Raw genomic sequence first — 21,164 nt, 5'->3', positions numbered from 1 at the left:
GTTAAAGGCCAATACACATGTATTTGATTTCTAAGTAGTCTTCGATGCCGTACTTCGACCCTTCGCGGCCGAGGCCGGAGGCCTTAACGCCGCCGAACGGAGCGACTTCGGTGGAGATAATTCCGGTATTGATGCCGATGATGCCGTACTCCAGCGCTTCGCCGACGCGGAACACACGGCTCAGATCGCGGGCGTAGAAATAGGCGGCGAGACCGAACTCGGTATCGTTGGCCTGGGCAATGACGTCGGCTTCATCTTTAAAGCGGAACAGCGGGGCCAGCGGGCCGAAGGTCTCCTCTTTCGCCACTTTGGCGCTGTCAGGCACGTTGACCAGGATGGTGGGCTGGAAGAAGTTGCCGCCCAGGGCGTGCGGTTTGCCGCCGGTGACCACCTTTGCGCCTTTGGCGATGGCGTCGGCAATGTGTTCTTCAACTTTGGCGACGGCTTTCTCGTCGATCAGCGGGCCGGTCGTGACGCCCTCCTGCAGGCCGTCGCCGATGCGCAGTTTTTCCACCGCCTGCTGCAGCTTCTCGGCGAAACGGTCATACACCCCGTCCTGGACGTACAGGCGGTTGGCGCAGACGCAGGTTTGCCCGGCGTTGCGGAACTTCGACGCCAGCGCCCCCTCGACGGCTTTATCGAGATCGGCATCGTCGAAGACGATAAACGGCGCGTTGCCGCCCAGCTCCAGGGAGACTTTTTTGATGTCTTTCGCGCACTGCTCCATCAGCTGGCGGCCAATCTCGGTCGAGCCGGTAAAGGAGAGCTTGCGTACCAGCGGGTTGCTGGTCAGTTCGCCGCCGACCGCGCCGGCTGAGCCGGTGACGACGTTGAACACCCCGGCGGGGATCCCGGCGCGATTCGCCAGTTCGGCCAGCGCCAGCGCGGAAAACGGCGTCTGGCTGGCCGGTTTCAGGACCATGGTGCAGCCCGCGGCCAGCGCCGGGCCCGCTTTGCGGGTGATCATCGCCGCCGGGAAGTTCCACGGGGTGATGGCGGCGGTGACGCCGATGGGCTGCTTTATCACCAGCAGGCGCTTGTCGGCCTGGTGGCCCGGAATGGTGTCGCCGTAAATGCGTTTACCTTCTTCGGCGAACCATTCAATAAAGGAGGCGGCGTAGCTGATTTCGCCTTTGGCTTCCGCCAGCGGTTTCCCCTGCTCGAGGGTCATCAGACGGGCGAGATCGTCCTGGTTCTCCAGCATGAGATCGAACCAGCGGCGCAGAATATTCGCCCGCTCTTTGGCGGTGAGGGCGCGCCAGGCGGGAAGGGCGCGGTTAGCGGCTTCGATCGCTTGTCGGGTTTCGTCAGCGCCCATTTTCGGCACGCTGCCGAGCTGCTCGCCGTTGGCGGGGTTGGTCACCGCAATCACGTCGTCGTTGGGCGCATCGCGCCACTGACCATCAATCAGCGCCTGCTGGCGAAACAGAGTCATATCGTTGAGTTGCATAATCGCTTCCTGTCTTCAGGGGGTTAACGGGTAAAAGCGGCGTGTAGTGTCTCCACGCTACGTGCCGCACGCAGCGTGCGTCCGGGATTGCTCTGGCTGGCCAGCAGGGTCTGCACCTTGCTGACGATATGCGCGCCGATCGGGATAGCCGACGTCGCCGCGGGTGACGGCGCGTTACAGGTGTGAATGGAACGCGCGGTGGTGACGAAGAGAAAATCGTCGATCAGTTTGCCCTGCGGCGATACCGCCTGCGCCCGCACGCCGGCCGGCCACGGGCGCAAATCGCGCAATGTCAGGCTCGGGCAGTATTTCTGCACCAGCCGCAGATAGCCGCTTCGGCACAGCGAATTTTTCATTTCGCCCAGCCCGGAGCGCAGGTTGTTTTGCAGTACCCGGCGAATGCCGGGCGAGGTGAGGATCTCCAGGGTATCGGCCAGCGAAATATCGCGTTTGCGATAGCCTTCGCGCTTCAGGGCCAGCACGGCGTTGGGGCCGACGGTGACGCTGCCGTCGATCATGCGGGTCAGGTGGACGCCGAGGAACGGCATCGCCGGATCGGGGATCGGATAGATCAGATGGTTGACGATCTGATTGTGCTGCGGGGCAAGCTGGAAATACTCCCCGCGGAACGGGCAGATGATAAACCCGGGATCGACGCCGAGCATTTTCACCAGTCGATCGGCCATCAGCCCGGAACAGGTAATCAGCGTCGAGGCCTCATACTCGCCGCCCTGGCGGGTGTGGACGACCACGCCGCTGGCGTGTTCTTTCAGGGCGCTGACTTCGGCGTTGTAGACGATGGCGCCGCCTTTCGATTCGAAGTTCTTCGCCATCGCCGCCGCCACGTCGCGGTAGCTGACGATGCCGCTGGAAGGGACGAAGATCCCGCCGAGTCCGCTGATGTTCGGTTCGCGCTCGCGCAGCTCCCCGGCGCTCAGCCATTCCCGCTGCAGGCCGTTGGCGGCGGTGCGATCCCACAGGGCGCGCATCCGCTCCATCTCCAGCGGCGAGGTGGCGACCAGCATCTTGCCGCAGACGTCGTAGCGGATGCCGTTCTGCTCGCAAAAGGCTTTGGTGGCGCGGTTGCCGGCGAGGCAAAACTGCGCCTTGAGGCTGCCGGGCGTGTAGTACACCCCGGCGTGGATCACGCCGCTGTTATGGCCGGTCTGATGGCAGGCCGGGCCGGCCTCTTTTTCCAGCAGCGCAATGCGGGCATCCGGGTAAATCTCAATTAACTGCATGGCGGTCGACATGCCGATGATGCCGCCGCCGATAATCACGAAATCATACATCCGCTCAATTCCTTCGCCTGAAAACCCTTATTGATGAGTCTGGTAATTATTCGTGGAATACGCAAAGTAGCCGCGCTGGCGCATCAGCTCGCGGCGCAGGTCCGGGTGCGGCGTAAAGCGGTCGCGGCCATGCAGCCAGAACAGGTTGTTTATCAACAGAAATTTGCCTACCGGAACCGGTACAGAAAGAATGTTTTTGCTGGTCTCCAGCGCGTCGGAGAGGCGGCTCAGCCAGGTGCCTTCTTCGAAATCTTTCGGCTGGACGAACTGGTCGATATAGCGCATCACCGGGCGACCCAGCTGGTCGACGTCGAATACCGGGTGGAAGACATCTTTGCTGACGTTTTTGCTCGGCGGCGCGGCCCAGCGCATCGGGCGGCGGGCGAGCGGGTCGCGGAAGAATTCGTCGAGGTGCTCCCAGTCGTCGAGATGCAGCAGCAGGGAATTGCCGCCCTGCATGTTCTGCTCGTCGATCTTCATCATCAGCACATAGTCGGTTTGCTCTTCGACGTAGGTGCCGTCGTTGTGCAGCTCCATCACCCGGTGCGGCTGGCGCAGATAGCTGTCGGAGTTATCGACGTTTTTCACCACGAAACGGGCGTAATACTGGCCGCTCATGGCGTCGAAATTGGAACGGCCAATCAGGTGCGCCACGGCGGTGGCCAGCTTGACCATCTCCTCGGCCTGGCTGACGTTATCGATCCCTTCGCCGTTGATCAGCAGCGCGCCTTCCGCGCGGTCGAGCAGCGTTTTGATCAGCAGCGGCTGCAGCTGGTTGCCGCACAGATCGTCGAGGATCTTGCCCACCTGGAAGCGTAAGAAAGATTTGTACTCCAGCGCCTGCACCGGCCACTGCGCGACCTGCTGCAGAAACTGGGCGGTGGTGTCGGCGGAAAAGGTGAGCTCCAGCAGGCGCGGCGACTGGGCGGAAGGAGCGACGGTAAAGCCAGGGAATTGTTGAGCTAACGGCGCGGATGTCGGTTTTACTGCGGTCAGGGCGTTCATCAGGATCGTTCCTCGCAATGGAATGGAAGGTCAGGGTGATGTTCATTTCGTAGCCATAAATTAAAAATATCTACATTTTTATAAAATGCGTACGAAATGGCCTTTTTGTTTCTATTTTGTGATCTGACAACAATTATTTAACAATGCGAGAGAGATAAGGCGGTGGTTAACGTTGAGGAACAAAGCGGGTGGCGGAAAAGGCAAAATGCCGAAAGGCTGAGGGTAAATCATAACGCCGATCACAGTTTTTAATCTGTGCAATACCCTTACCAGATGAAGGTGTTAACATTCAGCTGGTAAATACCTTTCAATGCTCACCGAGGCTTCGATGCTGGAGAATGTCATTATCAGATAATCAGCTTCCCGACCTGCCCAGGCCGGACTGATTATCGCTGCGCTTAAACCTTACGCACACACCTGCGGGTGTAGGCATGTTTTCGCACATGATAATGAACAGGTTTCAGTATGAATTTATCCCGTCAGGAACAACGGACCTTACACGTACTCGCCAAAGGTGGCCGTATTGCGCACGTCCGCGATACCTCCGGCCGCATTACCGCCGTCGAATGCTACACCCGGGAAGGGCTGTTGCTGAGCGACTGCACCCTCGCGGTCTTCAAAAAGCTCAAAACCAAAAAGCTGATTAAGTCGGTGAATGGCCAGCCGTACCGGATCAACACCACCGGTTTGACCAACGTTCGCGCACAGGCGGACAACCGCTGATACAGCGACCCGGGCAGGGTCGCTGCCCGGGCGTATGGCTCTCAAGGAGAAAAACCCATGATCGATATCCCTCGCATTTTTACTATCAGTGAAAGCGAACACCGTATTCATAACCCCTTTACCCCGGAAAAGTACGCCACGCTGGGGCGGGCGCTGCGAATGGCGCCGGGCGCCTCCATTCTTGACCTCGGCAGCGGCTCCGGAGAGATGCTCTGTAGCTGGGCGCGCGATCATCAGATCGTCGGCACCGGGGTGGACATGAGCCTGCTGTTCAGCCAGCAAGCGGCCGCCCGGGCAGAGGCGCTCGGGGTGAGCGACCGGGTGACCTTTGTGCACCAGGATGCCAGCGGGTATGTCGCCAGTCAACCGTGCGATATTGCCGCCTGCGTGGGGGCAACGTGGATCGGCGGCGGCGTGGCAGGCACGATTGCGCTGCTGAAGCAGAGCCTTAACCCAGGCGGTATGCTGCTGATCGGCGAGCCATGGTGGCGCAAACGCCCCGCCACGGCGGAAGAGGCGGTTGCCTGCGGCGCGCACTCTCCCGACGACTTCCTGACGCTGCCGGCGCTGGTCGCCCACTTCGGCGAACTGGGCTATGACGTAGTGGAGATGGTGCTGGCGGACCAGGAGGGCTGGGATCGTTATGAAGCGGCGAAATGGCTGACGATGCGCCGCTGGCTGGAGGCCAATCCGCACGATGACTTCGCGCCGGAGGTTCGCCAGCAGTTGACCACCGCGCCGCTGCACCATGTCACCTGGACCCGGGAATATCTCGGCTGGGGCGTGTTTGTCCTGATGGCGCGTTAACCAGCGTGTCGGTAGCGTCGGGAGGCGCTACCGACCATCTTCAGACCTTCAGCTCGTCGTAGCTGACCATGACGTGTTGGCGAAAGGCGGGCCGTGCGGTTAGCCGTGCGTAATAGGCCGCAAGATGGGGGAGGGGACGACGGGGGATATCGATTGCAAAGTAGCGGTACAGCACATGACCAAACTGGATGTCGGCCAGGGTGAGCGTATCGCCCACCAGATAGCGACTGCCGGCGAGACGTTCCTCGGCAATCGCCAGCTTTTGCTCAAGGGCCGTCACCGCCGCGGCGATGGCCTGCGGATCCCGCTCGGCGGCGGGCGTGCGCACCACGCGCCAGAACACCGGCGCCGTAAAGCCGAGGGCAATATTCTGCTTTGACCACTCGGCCCAGCGATCAATCTCAGTACGAGCCAGCAGGTCGCCCGGCCAGAAGGCGTCGTCGGCGTAGCGACTGGCTAAATAGCGAAGGATCGCGCCGGTTTCCCACAGCGGCGGATTATCGCCATCCTGCAGCACTGGCACCGTACGATTGGGATTGAGCTGATAAAACGCCTCGCTGTCGGTACCGCCATAGCGATGGCCCACGTCGAAGCGGAGATAGTCCAGACCAAGCTCGCCAACACACCACATCAGCGCCTGCACGTTAGAGGAAGTTTTTCGGCCCCAGATAGTCAGCATCGGGATCTCCTGTGAACAGGGAAAGAAGGAGCATAGCAGGTAGGGTTGAAAACGGGAGGGGTCACAAAAGAAATGAGTCACCTCTCCGCGCAGGGGGCGGCTGCGCTGGTCAGATGTTCAAACCAGAGGCGTAGCTCAGCCAGCTATTCAGCGCACAGAATGAGTGGAAGAAACAGAGGGCAACAGTTTGCCCTCTGTTTACTTAAGTGGTCTTGTACTAAGGTGTGGCGCTAAAAAACTCGCCAAATTTGACGGCCAGCCAGCCGACAGGCGTCGTGGCGCCGCCGACGATATTGGTGATCTCGGCCATCCCTTCCGGTACCGGAATATGTGAGTTCACCGCCGCCTGAGTATATTCTTGCGAAATGTCCGTCCCGACATACAGGATGCAGGTCACGATCAGGGTTCCGGTTATGAACATGCGGAACATATTTCGTTTACAGAACGGCGTGACCATTGCCAGCAGGAACATTAACGAAGCCAGATCGACAAAGGGCAGTACGCGGTTGCCGGGCAGAATGATAGACAGCACCACAGCCATAGGGATTAACAGCAGACCGGTCGCCAGTACCGAAGGTTCACCGATCAATAACGCCGTATCCATCCCGATGTAAAAATCGCGCCCCGGAAATTTAGCCTTCAGTTTTGCTTCAGCGGCATCACGGACAATCAACAATCCCTGCACCAGAATTTCAATCATTTTAGGCAGCAGCAGCATGGCGGCTGAAACCTTAATGGCCAGTGAAACGGCAGCGGAAATGTCATATCCAGCCAGGAAAGCCAACAGCAGTCCCAGCACAAACCCCAGGGTAAGAGGCTCGCCAAAAACGCCGAATTTTTTATTAATACTTTCCGGATCGAAATTGATTTTATTGATGAGCGGGATCTTATCAATGATGTAATTACAGGCAATGCCAAACGGCACGTAAGCTATACAGGTAAGATGTGGGAATGATATCCCTTTAAGATTATAGTTTTTTTGTAAATACGGCGCCGTTAAATCTGCGGCCAATAGCGTCAACACAAAAATAGCGAAAGTAATACCGACAGAAAGCCAGTAATTTCCCGTTCCGGCATAGACCACAGACCCCATGATCAGGAAAATCCAGTAGTTAAAAATATCGATATTCACCGTTTTGGTTAATTTCAACAGAAGCATGGCCAGGTTGATGACGATAAAGCCCACCACGACGGGCAGCATCAGCGGCGAACCCCAGCCAATAGTCGATGCGGTAGGCCAACCGGTATCAACGACCGTTAACTGCAGGCCGATACGCTCAACCATCGCCTGCGATGCCGGGCCCAGGTTTGTCAGCAGCAGGCCAATCACCAGCCCCACCCCTTCAAAACCAATGCCGACCAGCATCCCTGCTTTAAATGCCGTACCGATTTTAACGCCAAAGCAAAGCGCGATAATAAAGAATATTACTGGCATCATTACTGATGCCCCCAGACTAATAATGCTGTTGATAATATCCATAATGATTCCTTAAAAGGCGGGCGAATTGGGCACGAGTTAACCCGTGCCCATTGGGCCCTGTTAATACCTTTAATGGTTCTTTTAGTATTTAACTGAGTTTCTTTAAAAGGATCTCAGCGAAGCGTTTGGGCGAATTACTGAATGCGTCAATGGTACTCCCGGCAATATGCGGCGTAATGGTCACGTTATTCAGTGTATAGAATGCACTGTCGTCAGGAAGCGGTTCTTCATCAAAGGTATCAAGCGCGGCGCCCATAATTTGCCCGGATCTGAGCGCATCAATCATCTCTTTTTCATTGATTAACCCGGAGCGTGCCGTGTTAACAATGATGGCACTGCGCTTCATCAGCGCGAAATGGTGTGCGTTAATCAGATTTTCGGTTTCCGGCGTCAGGCGAGCATGTAACGAGATAACGTCGGCGCGTTGTACCAGTTCGTCCAGTGAATCGACTTTCTCATAACGTTCATGGCCTGCAACGTACTTATCGTAAAAGATAATCTCCGTGCCAAAGCCGCTGAGAAATCCCGCGACCAGTTGGGCAATATGGCCGAGGCCAACCAGCCCCACGACTTTTCCGCCAAGCTCCGGGATCGCCTGATGGTTCGGGCTGTCTTTACGCCAGTATTTGTCACGCAGGGCATCGTGTGACCGGGCGATATTGCGCATTTCCGCCAGGATCATGCCGACCGTGAATTCAGCGACGCTGCGAGCGTTACGCCCCGGGGTGTTCATCACCTCAACGCCCCGGGCGTTCGCCACCTCAAGATTCACGTTTTCCACGCCACCGCGGAGTACGCCTACATATTTCAGCGTGGGTAGTTTATCGAACACCGCAGTATTGACGGGGGCAAACTGAGTGATCAGGATGTCAATATCACCCGCTCCCTGAAGCAGATCTTCCGGTAAGGCCACGGCTTCCGCGCCTTCCTGTTCAACCCGCAGATTATCTTCCTGAAGTTTCTCAATGGAGTCATGTGACCACTCGCGTACTTCGACTTCAATCCCGTTATCCCTGAGCGCTTTCAGTCCTGATTCCATCATTGCTGCATTGATAAACAGATCGGCAATTGCCAGACATTTCATAATGATTCTCCCTCGATTAACGCATCAACATACCGCCGGTAACGTCCAGAGTTGCTCCCGTCATATAGCTGGTCTTAGGAGAAACCATGAAGACACCGATGTCGGCAATTTCCTGAGGCTGAGCCACGCGGCCCACCGGAATACGACTGACGTAATAGTCAGGGTTTTGCTCAATGTTCTTACGGATCATCGCAGTATCCATGATCCCGACGGCGATATTGTTCACATTGATTTTTTGTTTGGCGACTTCCCGCGCCAGAGAGATAGCAAAGGCGACCAGACCGGCCTTACTTGCCGCGTAGTGCGCATGTCCCGTCGTGGAGCCGTGGAACGCGGCCTGCGAGGTAATATTCAGAATGCTGCCCATCCGGTCATGCTGCAGGCAGTGATTTACAAATAGCTGGCTGAGATGGAAGATGGCTTTCAGATTGACATTCATCACCAGATCCCAGTCCTGCGGGCTGATCTCGGTGACGTAGCCGCTCAGCCAGATCCCGGCGTTATTCACCAGAATGTCGGCTTTGCCCAGTCTGTCGATACAGGTGGCAAACAGATTTTCCCGGCTCTGTTCGTCAGAAAGATCGGTTTTAACCGCGATGATCTCTACGTTCGCGCTGGCCTTCACCGTTTCGATCAGCCGTTCGGGATGCTCTTCTTCCCGCATATAGGTAAAGCAGATATTGACGCCTTCTTTGGCGAGAGAAAGAACAAACTCTTTCCCCAGGCCGGTTGCGCCGCCTGTCACGATGGCCGTACGATTCGTTAAATTCAGATCCATTTTTTCCTCACTTAGTGCGCGATGTAGTTGCTGCAGCTTTTCCACGGCGACTGCATTTCTGATAACAGGTTTTTATAAAGCTGGTATTTGGTCTGGTAGACCCGGTGATTTTCCGGATTAGGGGAGACGGTGCGTGAGACATGGACCATTTCGTTTGAGGCAGCAAATACCTCTGCAAACCAGCCCACCATGACGGCTGCGGTCATCGCGGTACCCAGGGTCCCGTGCTCTTTGACGTCAACGATTTCCAGCGTGGCCTGGAAGATATCGGCGAATATCTGTAGCCAGACCGGGGAGTTCGTGACACCGCCGGCAATACGAATTGTGCGGCTTAACTTCGGGTTAATATTGCGCAAGCGCTCGGTGTGGTAGAGATGGCTAAAGGCCACGCCCTCATAAATCGCCCGCAGAAAATGGGCTTTTTTATGAAAGCTGTTGACACCGATAAAGCCGGCCGAGGCGTCGGGAATGGTGTTAGAGCCAAACACGAACGGAAAGAACAGCAGGTGGCTTTCATCCGGCGTCGTTGACGAAACCAGCTTATTGCACAGGTCATAGACCGACGATCCTTGTTCGGCGGAGGTTTTCCGATCGCTCTCCATAAAGTTGTTAATAAACCACTCCAGGTTGCTCGCGGAGGTGGGGCTGGCCTCGGTGATGAGCCATTTACCCTCAATGGGATAAATGGAGGTCATAAACAGATCTTTATCAATAACCGGGTGGTCGGTAACGTATTCGTTTATGCTCCAGGTGCCGGTGACGATCGCCATCTTATCGAGACTGTTGATCCCCGAGGCAATGGAAGAGGCCGAGATATCAAACACCCCGCCAGAAACCGGCGTACCTGCGCATAAACCGGTCAGACGGGCCACGTCGTCAGTGATTTTTCCGCAGCATTCCGTTGAGCGTTTGATGGGGGGCAATTTGTCCCGCAGTTCATCAAGTCCCCACCATGCCAGTAGTTCATCGTCATACTTGCAGTCACGTACGTTGATCAGGTTGGTGCCTGAGATATCGGTCAGCTCAAGAAAAGCCTCTCCGGTCAGGTAAAAACGGATCAGGTCCTTGACCATAAAAATATAACGCGCTTTTTGCAGCGTCTCGGGCTCGAAGTCCTTCAGCCATGCCAGCAAGGCGACAGGTTGTCCGGCCCAGATGGACTGCATTGTTTTTGGCAAAATGTCGGTAAGGAATTCTGGCGAGCGTTGCCATCTCTCAACGTACTCTTTTGCCCGGCTGTCGGTGGATATAATGCCGTTACGCACCGGGTGGCCTTCTTCGTCAACCAGATACAGACCGTTACCATGACCGGTGACGGCCACTCCTTTTATCTGGCTGGCATCAATACCTGATTGCTCAATCGCTTTTTTAATCACTTCGACATTCGCGGCCCACAGCTCATCGATACTGCGCTCTGTGTGGAATTCCCGGGGTGTCAGCATCTGCGTGGATTTTGAGGCGATCGCGAGCACCTGTCCTTTACGGTCATAGATGGCTGCCTTGGTGACGGTTCCACCATTGTCGATGCCCATGACGTATTCATCTTTCATTCGCGTGGACTCCTTATTGGTTACCATAAGCCGGGCTCGCTGGTGGTTATCCCTTTAAATCCGGCATGGAATATTTTATCTACAAGGTATTTGCGCTTAACAAAGCCTCCGGCGATGAATACCACATCAAAGCCTTTCAAATTTCGGCTAATCAACTCCAGACACTGGCAGGCATATTCAGCAGGTAAGATTTCAATTGCGTCCGGTGGACTGTGTTTAACAATATCGAGCGACTGATCAAGCGATCGCGAATCGATAAGTAAAACCCGATATACGGTCAGCAATCCCTCTTTTTTGGCGTAGCGTAGCGCGGAGAGATTGGAAGAAATAACACCATCAACCTTGTAATAATTTTTCAATAGATTGATCCCCGCCTGATCCGGTTTGAAACCACCCAGTAATTCAAGGTGAACGAGGACCTTCTTACCGCTTTGATGGCATTTGCCAATCAGCGACTGCAGATTGCCGATATTCGCTTCGGATAGCAGCACATATTCTGACTGGCAGGATAATGCTTTCTCAAAGTATTTATACTTCCTGATGGAAGGGATGATGGTGTTATTTAAAATCATATTAATTTCCGATGTTATTTAGCCATGTAGAGGCTGTATGCATCTTCCGCTGTTGCGTTTTCATGGATGATGGCATTCAGACCTGCTACCACTTTCGCCGGCTGCGGATCCTGGGTAATGTTTCGTCCCACAGCCACGCCTTTCGCACCCATCTGCATACAGTGCTGAACAAATTTGAAGTAACCATCGATGCCGGTTTTTGGCCCCCCTAAGGCAAGCACCGGCACGCCAGCAGCTTCAACGATCAGTCGGTCCTCTGGTGAACCGGTAAAACGCGTTTTGATGACGTCCGCGCCCAGCTCCACCGCTGCGCGGGCCGATGCAGCGATGATGGCCGGATTGTTAGAGTCATCGCTGGTGACGGGATAACCATACGGGAGCGATTCGACAATCAGCGGTACGTTCCAGCGATCCGCTGCCTGCGCGAGTTGCATCGCCATAATGTGGGTTTTTTCTTCATTGAAGGCGCCGGGGAAGGTCATGCAGACCACTCCCTCGGCAGCGACTTTAAGCGCATCTTCGACGGAAAAAACGGGGGTAGTATCGGGAACGGTATTGTCAAAGATACTGACCGTGCTGTCGACGCGTAACACAACGGGAACGCTGTTCAGCGCTTCACGATAATTCTTCAACATGCCGTACGTGACGAGCGCGCAATCCAGGCCGTGTTCCACCAGAGCAGGGAGCTGATTTATCGTATTATCAATACCATTTGTTTTCGTGGAAAAATAGTAGCCATCCAGCGCTAAGGTCACGGATTTACCATCTTTTGCGAATATTCTTGAGAGACGACGTTCTTTAGACATTTATTTACTCCTGAGATAAAAAACAAAAAAAAGCCCTCAGAGACTCGCGTCTCTGAGGGCTTTCTGTTCACATACCCTTTTGATAATGGTTCGGGAATCCAAAGCATTATCAATGCAATTTTTTAGCAAAGTGAGAAAGGTTTAACTTTTGTTTAAATTAAATCTGTTCTCTTGCGTGATTAAATAACTAACACACGCGATAACTTACTGTCCAGTTGGTGTCGTTGAAATGAGAGATTCATCACATCAATATGTTGTATTCTGTGAAAAGTGCCGGGTTAAATACAGAAACCGAACCCTTAAAAAACCAGGCAATAACGCATCCTGACAAGGGGGAGAACGCCAGGCGTTTATTTCATCGCATGAAGAACCCATCCATGCATGCTCCTGCCTGCAGGTCGTCATCCACAAACGCGCATTTATTCCCGTCCGGATGGCGTACAAAAACGTTATAGCATCGTTGTCGGCATGGCGGTCTGTCCCCCGGAATGATTTTTTCCCGCCGCCAGGGCAAATTACTCGTCCGCTTTGTGCGCCCAGGCAGGCATCGCCGTCAGGTAACGTTTTGCCCGTTTCCGTGATTCCGCTACGCCCACCTTTTGCCAGGAGTCGAGAAAAGCCGCCAGACCGGATACGGCCTCTTCCCAGGATTTCAGATTACCGTCGCTGTCGCTGCAATACGCGCAATATTTATCGCTGGCCCCTTGCGCATCGGGTGCGGACATCGGCATTCCGCAGGCCTGGCAAAACCGTTCGTGCTGTGTCATAGAGCGCTCCTCCTGTCGTTGAGTTGTCTACTAAACATACAGAATTTACGCCTGGCGTTTAGCGTTTCAGATCAATAGATCCTGCCGTAACCGTTCTGGTGGAGCTTCTGCCGGGGCGTGCGGGAGGGATAACGGGCAACGTACTCCGTATCGCGCAGCTATCGCCTCCCTTATTTCTTATTGATGCAATGGTTGATCGCAGGCCGCGAGGATGGATTCATGCATCGCTTCGGAAAGTGTTGGATGCGCGAAGATCATCGACAGGAGACTTTCATCTGTGGCCTCCAGGTGACGGGCGATGCCAAACCCCTGGATCAGTTCCGTGACCTGTGCGCCAACCATATGCGCGCCCAGCAACTCGCCGGTTTCAGCATCGAAAATCGTCTTCACAAAACCCTCTGTCTCGCCGCTGGCCAGCGCCTTACCATTATTCTGCCAGGAGAACTTACCGATCCTGACGGGCCGTCCCCTGGCCAGGGCCGTCGATTCCGTCAGGCCCAGACTGGCAACCTGGGGCCGGGCATACGTGCAACCGGGCACATAGTCGCGATCAAGCGGGCGGGCGCCTTCGACACCAGCCAGTGTCTCAACGCAGATCACGCCTTCGTGGCTGGCCTTGTGCGCCAGGCACGGCGGGCCGGCTACATCGCCGATGGCATACAGCCCGAATACGTTAGTGCGACAAGCGGTGTCTGTCTTGATAAAACCGCGGTCTAACTCGACGCCCAGCGTTTCCAGCCCCAGATCTTCAATATTCGGCTGTACGCCAACCGCCAGCAGCACGCGTTCGACGTCCTGAGAATATTCGGCGCCGGTGTTTTTCATGGTGCAGCGCACCCCGCTCCCGGTGAGCTGTACTTGCGTCACCAGGGTCTGGGTATGGACCTGAATACCGCGTTTTTCGATCGACTTACGCACTGCTGCAGACACCTCGGCATCTTCCACTGGCAAAATCTGCGACGCCAGCTCGACCAGCGTCACTTTACAGCCCAGATCGTTATAAAGGCTGGCGAACTCGACGCCAATCGCCCCTGAACCGATGATTAATAGCGACCTGGGCAATAGCTTCGGCCGCAGCGCTTCGAAATAGGTCCAGATATATTCGCCATCTGGCGCGATGCCTGGTAATGCGCGTGGTCGGGCGCCCGTGGCCAGGATCACGTGATCGGCCCGGTAATCGCGCGTCTCCCCCCGGGCATCCTCGACCGTTATTTGCCCCTTGCCGCGCAGCCGCGCGGTGCCATCAATGACCTGCACGCCATTTTTCTTCAACAGGTACGCCACCCCGCCGGTGAGCTGTTGCGACACGGTACGGCTAAACTGCACCAGTTTCTGCAGATCGACGTTCACCTCACCCACGCTGATGCCCAGCTGACTGGCATGGGTGATGCTGTGCGCGACCTCAGCGCCATGCAACAGCGCCTTGGTTGGAATGCATCCCCAGTTCAGGCAGATGCCGCCCAGATGTTGTTTTTCCACTAATGCGGTACGAAGCCCTAGCTGGCCGGCACGGATGGCGGCCACATATCCCCCAGGACCACCGCCGATGATCAGCACATCGTATTTATCGTGCATAGCTCGTCTCCTGGATAAACATCAAGGTTGGGGTTTCCGTCAGTCGCCTGAGTTCCCGGAGAAAAGCCGCACCTGCCGCGCCATCGATAACCCGGTGATCGCAGGATAGCGATACCGTCATTTGCTGGCGCGCGACGATTTGCCCGTCGCGTACTACCGCCCGCATTTCGCCGGCGCCAATGGCGAGGATTGCGCTTTGCGGTGGATTGATGATGGCGTCAAACTGCCGGACGCCAAGCATCCCCAGATTTGACACGCTAAAGGTCCCCCCCTGGAACTCTTCCGGCTTCAGCGTGCCCGCTTTGGCCCTGGTCACCAGCGAGTGAATTTCGTTCGATATGTCGCTAATCGATTTCCGGTTCGCCGAGCGGACAATAGGGGTAATTAGCCCGGCAGGCAGCGCAACGGCCACCGAAATGTCGGCATCCGCAAAGCGGCGGATACTTTGTGTCGCTTCATCAAACTGAATGTTGACGTCAGGCACGGCCACCAGCGCCAGGGCGCAGGCCTTCACCAGCAGGTCATTAACCGAAATCTTGACGCCGGGTACTTCGCGGTTAATTTCCTGACGTAGCGCTAACAGTCTTTCCAGATCGAGATCGACGCTCAAACGGAAATGGGGAGACTGTTGCTTGGACGTTTGCAGGCGAGAGGCGATAGCCCGCCGCATACCGGACATGGGGATGCTTTCATAGGGTACCGGGGTACTCTCCTGTACCGGGCTGGTCTGCGGGTGCTCGTCGAGTAACAACGCCGCGGCCAACACATCATCGCGACTCACCCGGCCGCGTGAACCGCTGCTTCGGCAGTCATGCAAGTTGATACCCAGCTTGCCGGCCAGACGGCGCGCCAGCGGGGTGGCCGATACCTGGCTGTCATCGGCATGCGAGCGGGGCGCTTTGCTGCGACGAACAGGGGGCGTCGGAGAGGCCAGGCGACCGCCGGCGGCAAGGATCGCGCTTTCCAGATCAGAAACAGAGATACGATCCCCGCGCCCGCTGCCGCGGACTTTTTTCAGGTCGACACCCCAGCGGGCAGAGAGTCGTAACGCATGGGGCGTGGCATTAACCTGAGTCACATCGGTCACGCCTTGCAGACTGACGGGGATGTCGGTCTGCCCAACGGGGGGCTCGGGGCTGTTGGATGGCGGCGAAACAACGGAAGGTGGCTTAGCGCCTGCCTGTGCCGCTACGTCCGGCGCGGCAGCCTCCGTGCCAGGGGCTGCGGATTTCGCCGTAGCCAGAGTGGCAGCGAATTCGTCCAGGTCAGCATCGCTGACCGAAGCGTCAGCCGCCAGGGCCAGCACGGCGCCTACCTGAAGCGTCTCACCCTCTCGGGCGAGTATCCGACGTAACGTACCGGCAAAGGGGGCCTCCAGCACATTGACGATTTTACTGGTTTCAATCTCACAGATTTCCTGCCCTGGGGTGAAGCTCTCACCCTCCTGGATTGCCCACCGAGCGAGCAAGCCTTCTTCCATGGAAAGCCCCCACTTTGGCATTTCAAGCGTCTTGATTTCGCTCATAGGTTAATCCTCCAGCACTTGACGGACGGCGGCTTCGATACGTTCTACGCCAGGGATCCAGAGTTTTTCGAGAGCAGGGGAGAACGGGACCGGCGTGTGTGGCGGCGTCACCAGCAGAACGGGCGCTTTGAGGAAATGGAATGCCTGGGACACGATCAGCGCCGCGACATCATGCGCAAAACCGAAGCGTGCCGCGGATTCGTCGACAATCACTACCCGCCCCGTGGACGCCACCGATTCCAGAATCCCTTCCTCATCCAGCGGCGAAATGGTCCGCGGGTCGACCACCTCGACCGAGATCCCCTCTCTGGCCAGTTTGTCCGCCACCTGATTGGCTTTATGCACCATTGCCGACAACGCAATGATGGTGACGTCTTCTCCTTCGCGGGTATAGTTGGCTACACCTAGCGGGAGGGTATAGCTCTCGTCCGGTACCTCGCCCTTGAGGTCGTACAGCATTTTATGCTCGCAGAAAACCACCGGGTCGTCGTCGCGAATTGACTGGATTAACAGACCTTTGACGTCATAAGGCGTCGAGGGCACCACCACCTTCAGCCCTGGCGTGGTGGCAAAGATATTATAGGGTGACTGTGAATGCTGGGCCGCGGCGGAAAACCCCGCGCCGATCATCCCTCGCATCACCAGCGGGGCTCTGGCTTTGCCACCAAACATGTAGCGGAACTTAGCCGCCTGGTTGTACAGCGCATCGTGACTCACGCCAAAAAAATCCATGAACATCAATTCCGCGACCGGCCGCAGACCCGTCGCTGCGGCGCCGGCCGCCATTCCGATGATGGCCGACTCGGTAATGGGCGTGTCGATCACCCGATCGGAGCCGAACTGCGTCCACAGCCCTTTAGTGACGCCGAGCACACCGCCAAAAGCTTCTATCTTCGCCTCTTCGGGCGCATTTCCGCCATGACCGCCACGCAAATCTTCACCGATGAGTACCACCCGTTCATCGCGTTCCATTTCCTGAGCCAGGGCTTCCTTGACCGCTTCACGATAGGTTTTAATCGCCATAGTTATCACCCTCAGTATGAGACATAAACGTCTGTCAGCAGGTCTTCCGGAGCCGGATAGGCAGCGGCGCGGGCCTTCAATACCGCATCGTTGACAAGGGCTTCTACTTCCTCGTCAATCGCCGTCAGTTCTTCCTGGGTGATATGCTGTTTGACCTTAGCGGTGAAAATCTTCAGCGGATCATGTTGTTCACGCAGGCGTTGCACTTCACCTTCCGCGCGGTATAGCGCGGGATCCCCCTCAAAATGACCGTGCCAGCGGAAGGCTTTGGCCTCAATGACGCTTGGGCCACCGCCTTCTCGCGCACGTTTGACCGCCTCTGAAGTGGCCTCATAAACGGCAAAGAAATCGGTGCCATCAACGGTCACTGCCGGCAGGCCGAAGCCAGCGGCGCGTCGGGCGATATCACGCCCACCCACGGCGTAGTCATGACCGGTCCCTTCGCCGTAACCGTTGTTCTCGAAAATAAAGACGGCCGGAAGCTGGAGCACGACTGCCATATTGATGGCTTCAAAGACCAGGCCCTGATTAGAACCCCCATCGCCCGTAAAAGAGACACCGACGTTGCCGGTTTTTAGCGTCTTTGCCGTTAGCGCGGCGCCGATGGCCAGGGGAGGGGCTCCCCCAACGATAGCGTTCGCTCCCAGCATTCCTTTCGACAGATCGGCAATGTGCATCGACCCACCCTTACCGCGACATAACCCGCTGTCCTTACCGAATATTTCGGCCATCATGCCGTGAATGTCGCACCCTTTAGCAATACAGTGGCCATGTCCACGGTGTGTTGAACCAATAAAATCTGCGCTCGTTAAATTTTCGCAGACCCCCACCGCGATGGCCTCCTCACCGGTGTAAAGGTGAATGAAGCCGGGAATATCACCGCTGGTATTTTCCTGATGCAACCGCTCTTCAAAGGTCCTGATCTCCCGCATCTTGCGGTAAGCCTGCAATAACGCCTGTTTGCTGAGCATGATTTAATTCTCCTCAATAAAGGTCACCCAGGCGGGGCCAACAGACAGGGCGGATAACCCTGGCCACACCCATGCAATGAATCTACGAGCGGTTAAAGGGAGTGCGAAGCCACCTTCATGGGGGGGTAGGTGGGGGTTTTCATGCTTGAGGTCAAACTTTCTAAATTTTGTGTAGCTATAAAGTTTGGCGGCCCCATGTCATCCCGGGGGCTGGCGTACAATTGAAAAAAAACAAAGCGAGTAGATAACCACGGATGAAGCCATCGGATTTTGAAAGTCGCCAATCACCATCACTGGTCTCCGGGCCATTGCGGCTGACGCGAGGCTTGCCGCTAATCCTGACCAAATTCGTCCCGCCTCGCTCCTCGATACAATTGCTGGAGCGCCCCCGGCTTCTTCAGCTTCTCAATCCCGTTCAGCAGTGCCGGCTGGGCGTCGTTTGCGCTGGCGCTGGATTTGGCAAAACCACGCTGTTGGCGCAATGGCATCAGCAGATGGTCGCCCAGGGGGAACGTATCGCCTGGCTGAGCCTCGATGAGGATGATGATGACGTATGGCAGTTTATTCCTTACCTGCTGCAAGCATTGCGTCCACTTTATGCTGACTGGGACGCCGATTTCTGGCGTGATATGGAAGAACAGAAGCTCTCCAGCTCCGAGCAGCTGCTGGCCGGGCTCATTAACCAGCTACACTACTGCCCGCATGACATATACCTGATTATCGACGACTTCCACGTGATTAACGATCGTGGGGTCTATGAAGCGCTGGGGTATTTACTCAAGCATGCGCCTGCCGCCTTGCATCTGATCATTGGCAGCCGTTTCCACCCCAATCTTGCGCTGAGCCAGCTGCAGGCCCAGGACCAACTGGTGGAAATCTATGATCGAGACCTGCAATTCACGCTCGAAGAAACGAAACACTATTTTAGCCGCACGGTTGCGCTACCCCTCAGCAACCACCATGCACAGCGGCTGCAGTCCGTGACTGAGGGCTGGATCGCAGGGATGAAGATCGCTTCATTGTCCGCAGAATTACAGCATGATCCCGAGCATCTGTTGCGCAATATGCATGGAGGAACACGGTCCATTGCCCGCTATCTTAAAGAGGTGGTCCTGGACCCGCTGCCGGAAGAGGTGCTTGATTTCCTGGTGAAAACGTCCTTCCTCAGTCGGTTAAATGCCGAACTATGCAATGCAGTGACTGGACGTGATGACAGTCAAGCGATGCTGGCATGGATTGAGCGACACAACCTTTTTTTGTCAGCCCTTGACGAACAAGGCTACTGGTTCCGCTACCATCCTCTGTTGCAGGAAAATCTTCGGACCATGCTGCAGCAGAACAACGCTATTAATCGCAAACAGCTACATGAATTAGCCAGTCATTGGTTCGTCGAACAGAAGCTGTGGTCTGAGGCGGTACGCCATGCGCTCAGCGCAGGCAAGCCGGTGCATAGCCCCGGGCAGGACGGCGCAAGCGCTCAGTCACTGGCGGAAGAAGGGGATATCGATACCCTGATCTCATGGATGCATCATTTACCGCCCAGCACCGATCCTGCGCGCATTGACCTGCAAATTAACCTGGCCTGGGCACTGGCGCATTATTTCCACTTTGATGAGTCGAGGCTGCTGCTTGATAACCTCGATCAGATGGTGCTTCATCACCGTGATGATTTAACCCGCAGCACCTGGTGTAAATTGCGCGTTGTGCGGGCAATTTGCGAAGCCTTTGCTGAAAACATCCCGGAGAGTCTGGCTATTGTTCAGCCATTGCTGGCCGAAGTGCCCTGCGGCGACACCTGGGTTGATGGTCTGATATGCAATATTCTCAGCTATTGCCATGTTGTTAACCAGCGCTATCACGACGCGCTGGAGGTTCAACAGCATATGCCCTCTCCGGAAAGCCCTTTAGATAATCTGTTTGTCTCGGTTTATCGCGCGTTTATCATTGCCCAGTGCCATCTTTGTCAGGGGGATCTGGGAAAAGCCGGGTGGTACGCAGAGAAAACGTTGCGCCAGGCTGAATGTTATACCGGCACCCAGTCGACCAGTGGCGCGACGCTGGCGCCGCTGCTGGCGGAGATAGCATATGAATGTCAGAGGGGTGACTCGCCCGAGCATCTGTTAGCCGACCGACTCGAATTCATCGACCGGTTCAGTCCACCCGACGCGCTGAGTCGTTGCTATACCTATCTCGCGCGTCAGGCCTTAGATAGCGATATGCCCTATGAGGCCGAGCGATTGCTGGAGCATGCGCAGCGCCTTGCGGTGTCTCGCGGCTGGCAACGGCTCCAGGCCATGTTGTTAGCCGAGCAGGTGAGGGTGCGCCTGCAGCGCGGCAATTTCACCGGCGCAGAGCAACTGCAACGGCAGCTTGAACAAATGGCCGCCAGCTTCAGAATGGATGCCGAACATCCCTGCCAACGCGCCATCGTTATGTCTGCATCCCTTAGCCGCAGCCGGCTTCTTCTCGCCAGAGGCCAGGCGCCGCAAGCCTGCATTTTACTGGCTGAGATGGTCTCCGATCAGGAAAGCCGGGGGGACAGGTTAACCGCAGCGCGTCTGCGTACGCTCTGGTCATTAGCCTTGTGGAACAGCGGCAAAATTGCCGCTGCGCGCACGACATTTCAGCCAGTGCTGCAGCTGGCTGAACAACAGCATCTCAAGGGCCTCTTTCTTGACGCTGGCGATACCTTGCAACCTTTGCTTATCGGTATGAATGATTTCTCTTCGGCTTGTACAGAGGAAGGGGGAGTGCAAGGTCCCTGGGCAGACAAGCGCGCGCCTGCAGACAGAACATCGCTAAATAGTGGGAGCCCCGATATTCATGGGGAACTCAGCGAGCGAGAATTTCAGATATTACAGCTGATCGCTGAAGGTCAGATGAACAAAGAAATCGCCCGCTCCCTCGCTATTTCTGCCGAGACGGTCAAATGGCACATCAAAAACATCTACGCGAAGCTTAAAGTGAATAGTCGCACTCAAGCGATGAGTCGAGCGCTGGAGATGAAATTACTGGATTAATGGTTTGAACAGGGGGGCCTGGATACAAAATATTATTAAGACGAGCCACGTTCTTAA

General features: G+C 56.0%; 18 protein-coding genes. 3 read left to right on the top strand and 15 right to left on the bottom strand.

Annotated elements, in window-relative coordinates:
* Nucleotide 1: 1 nt before the first annotated feature.
* The 3 genes from gabD to glaH are packed head-to-tail and all read right to left on the bottom strand — an operon-like array spanning nt 2 to nt 3,747.
* Nucleotides 2-1,450: an NADP-dependent succinate-semialdehyde dehydrogenase gene (gabD, locus tag ABLU95_RS18410; protein WP_348880154.1), complete on the bottom strand. Its 1,449-nt coding sequence runs from the start codon at nt 1,448-1,450 to the stop codon at nt 2-4.
* Nucleotides 1,451-1,473: 23 nt separating this feature from the next.
* Entirely contained in the window at nt 1,474-2,742 is a 1,269-nt protein-coding gene (gene lhgO, locus ABLU95_RS18405; RefSeq protein ID WP_032453044.1) for an L-2-hydroxyglutarate oxidase, read from the bottom strand.
* Nucleotides 2,743-2,769: 27 nt separating this feature from the next.
* Entirely contained in the window at nt 2,770-3,747 is a 978-nt protein-coding gene (glaH, locus tag ABLU95_RS18400; RefSeq protein WP_348880153.1) for a glutarate dioxygenase GlaH, read from the bottom strand.
* Between the two features lie 465 nt (nt 3,748-4,212).
* On the opposite strand from glaH, the gene ABLU95_RS18395 reads away from it, so the two are divergent.
* Both ABLU95_RS18395 and ABLU95_RS18390 read left to right on the top strand, forming a co-directional pair.
* On the top strand, nt 4,213-4,470 hold the full coding sequence (locus ABLU95_RS18395; RefSeq protein ID WP_032453046.1) for a YjhX family toxin: 258 nt from the start codon (nt 4,213-4,215) through the stop codon (nt 4,468-4,470).
* 57 nt (nt 4,471-4,527) lie between these two features.
* Nucleotides 4,528-5,277 carry a class I SAM-dependent methyltransferase gene (locus ABLU95_RS18390; RefSeq protein WP_050533125.1) on the top strand — a complete coding sequence of 250 codons (750 nt, stop codon included), beginning with the start codon at nt 4,528-4,530 and terminating at the stop codon, nt 5,275-5,277.
* A gap of 40 nt (nt 5,278-5,317) precedes the next feature.
* Here ABLU95_RS18390 and ABLU95_RS18385 read toward each other — a convergent pair whose 3' ends face one another.
* The 12 genes from ABLU95_RS18385 to ABLU95_RS18330 form a co-directional block, all read right to left on the bottom strand.
* A complete protein-coding gene (locus tag ABLU95_RS18385) occupies nt 5,318-5,956 on the bottom strand; it encodes a glutathione S-transferase family protein (RefSeq protein ID WP_289552773.1) in 639 nt (212 codons plus the stop codon).
* A gap of 217 nt (nt 5,957-6,173) precedes the next feature.
* A complete protein-coding gene (locus ABLU95_RS18380; protein WP_023288522.1) occupies nt 6,174-7,436 on the bottom strand; it encodes a PTS transporter subunit IIC in 1,263 nt (420 codons plus the stop codon).
* 88 nt (nt 7,437-7,524) lie between these two features.
* Nucleotides 7,525-8,520, bottom strand: a complete 996-nt coding sequence (locus ABLU95_RS18375; RefSeq protein ID WP_348880152.1) for a 2-hydroxyacid dehydrogenase — start codon at nt 8,518-8,520, stop codon at nt 7,525-7,527.
* Nucleotides 8,521-8,536: 16 nt separating this feature from the next.
* Nucleotides 8,537-9,298 carry an SDR family oxidoreductase gene (locus ABLU95_RS18370; protein WP_023288524.1) on the bottom strand — a complete coding sequence of 254 codons (762 nt, stop codon included), beginning with the start codon at nt 9,296-9,298 and terminating at the stop codon, nt 8,537-8,539.
* A gap of 11 nt (nt 9,299-9,309) precedes the next feature.
* Complete coding sequence (locus ABLU95_RS18365; protein WP_048296783.1) at nt 9,310-10,848, bottom strand: FGGY-family carbohydrate kinase; 1,539 nt, start codon at nt 10,846-10,848, stop codon at nt 9,310-9,312.
* A gap of 20 nt (nt 10,849-10,868) precedes the next feature.
* A complete protein-coding gene (locus ABLU95_RS18360) occupies nt 10,869-11,420 on the bottom strand; it encodes a glycerol-3-phosphate responsive antiterminator (RefSeq protein WP_017901014.1) in 552 nt (183 codons plus the stop codon).
* A gap of 14 nt (nt 11,421-11,434) precedes the next feature.
* On the bottom strand, nt 11,435-12,226 hold the full coding sequence (locus ABLU95_RS18355; RefSeq protein WP_002889868.1) for a phospho-2-dehydro-3-deoxyheptonate aldolase: 792 nt from the start codon (nt 12,224-12,226) through the stop codon (nt 11,435-11,437).
* 515 nt (nt 12,227-12,741) lie between these two features.
* Complete coding sequence (locus tag ABLU95_RS18350) at nt 12,742-12,993, bottom strand: zinc ribbon domain-containing protein (RefSeq protein ID WP_023288528.1); 252 nt, start codon at nt 12,991-12,993, stop codon at nt 12,742-12,744.
* Nucleotides 12,994-13,170: 177 nt separating this feature from the next.
* Complete coding sequence (gene lpdA / locus ABLU95_RS18345) at nt 13,171-14,568, bottom strand: dihydrolipoyl dehydrogenase (protein WP_348880151.1); 1,398 nt, start codon at nt 14,566-14,568, stop codon at nt 13,171-13,173.
* Nucleotides 14,558-16,093 (bottom strand): 2-oxo acid dehydrogenase subunit E2, encoded by a 1,536-nt coding sequence (locus ABLU95_RS18340; RefSeq protein WP_348880150.1) that lies wholly within the window; start codon nt 16,091-16,093, stop codon nt 14,558-14,560. The genes lpdA and ABLU95_RS18340 overlap by 11 nt, the downstream gene beginning before the upstream one ends.
* A gap of 3 nt (nt 16,094-16,096) precedes the next feature.
* Nucleotides 16,097-17,116 carry an alpha-ketoacid dehydrogenase subunit beta gene (locus ABLU95_RS18335; RefSeq protein ID WP_348880148.1) on the bottom strand — a complete coding sequence of 340 codons (1,020 nt, stop codon included), beginning with the start codon at nt 17,114-17,116 and terminating at the stop codon, nt 16,097-16,099.
* Between the two features lie 11 nt (nt 17,117-17,127).
* Nucleotides 17,128-18,087, bottom strand: coding sequence for a thiamine pyrophosphate-dependent dehydrogenase E1 component subunit alpha (locus tag ABLU95_RS18330; RefSeq protein ID WP_032455609.1), 960 nt, complete (start codon nt 18,085-18,087; stop codon nt 17,128-17,130).
* A 254-nt stretch (nt 18,088-18,341) separates the two neighbouring features.
* On the opposite strand from ABLU95_RS18330, the gene ABLU95_RS18325 reads away from it, so the two are divergent.
* Entirely contained in the window at nt 18,342-21,107 is a 2,766-nt protein-coding gene (locus tag ABLU95_RS18325) for a LuxR C-terminal-related transcriptional regulator (RefSeq protein ID WP_348880147.1), read from the top strand.
* Nucleotides 21,108-21,164 lie beyond the last annotated feature (57 nt).

The organism is Klebsiella sp. GG_Kp146 (genome assembly GCF_040061975.1).
In the GTDB taxonomy this organism is placed as follows: domain Bacteria; phylum Pseudomonadota; class Gammaproteobacteria; order Enterobacterales; family Enterobacteriaceae; genus Klebsiella; species Klebsiella quasipneumoniae.
The sequence above is the reverse complement of the archived record's forward strand: the minus strand, read 5'-3'. Positions and strand labels throughout refer to the sequence as shown.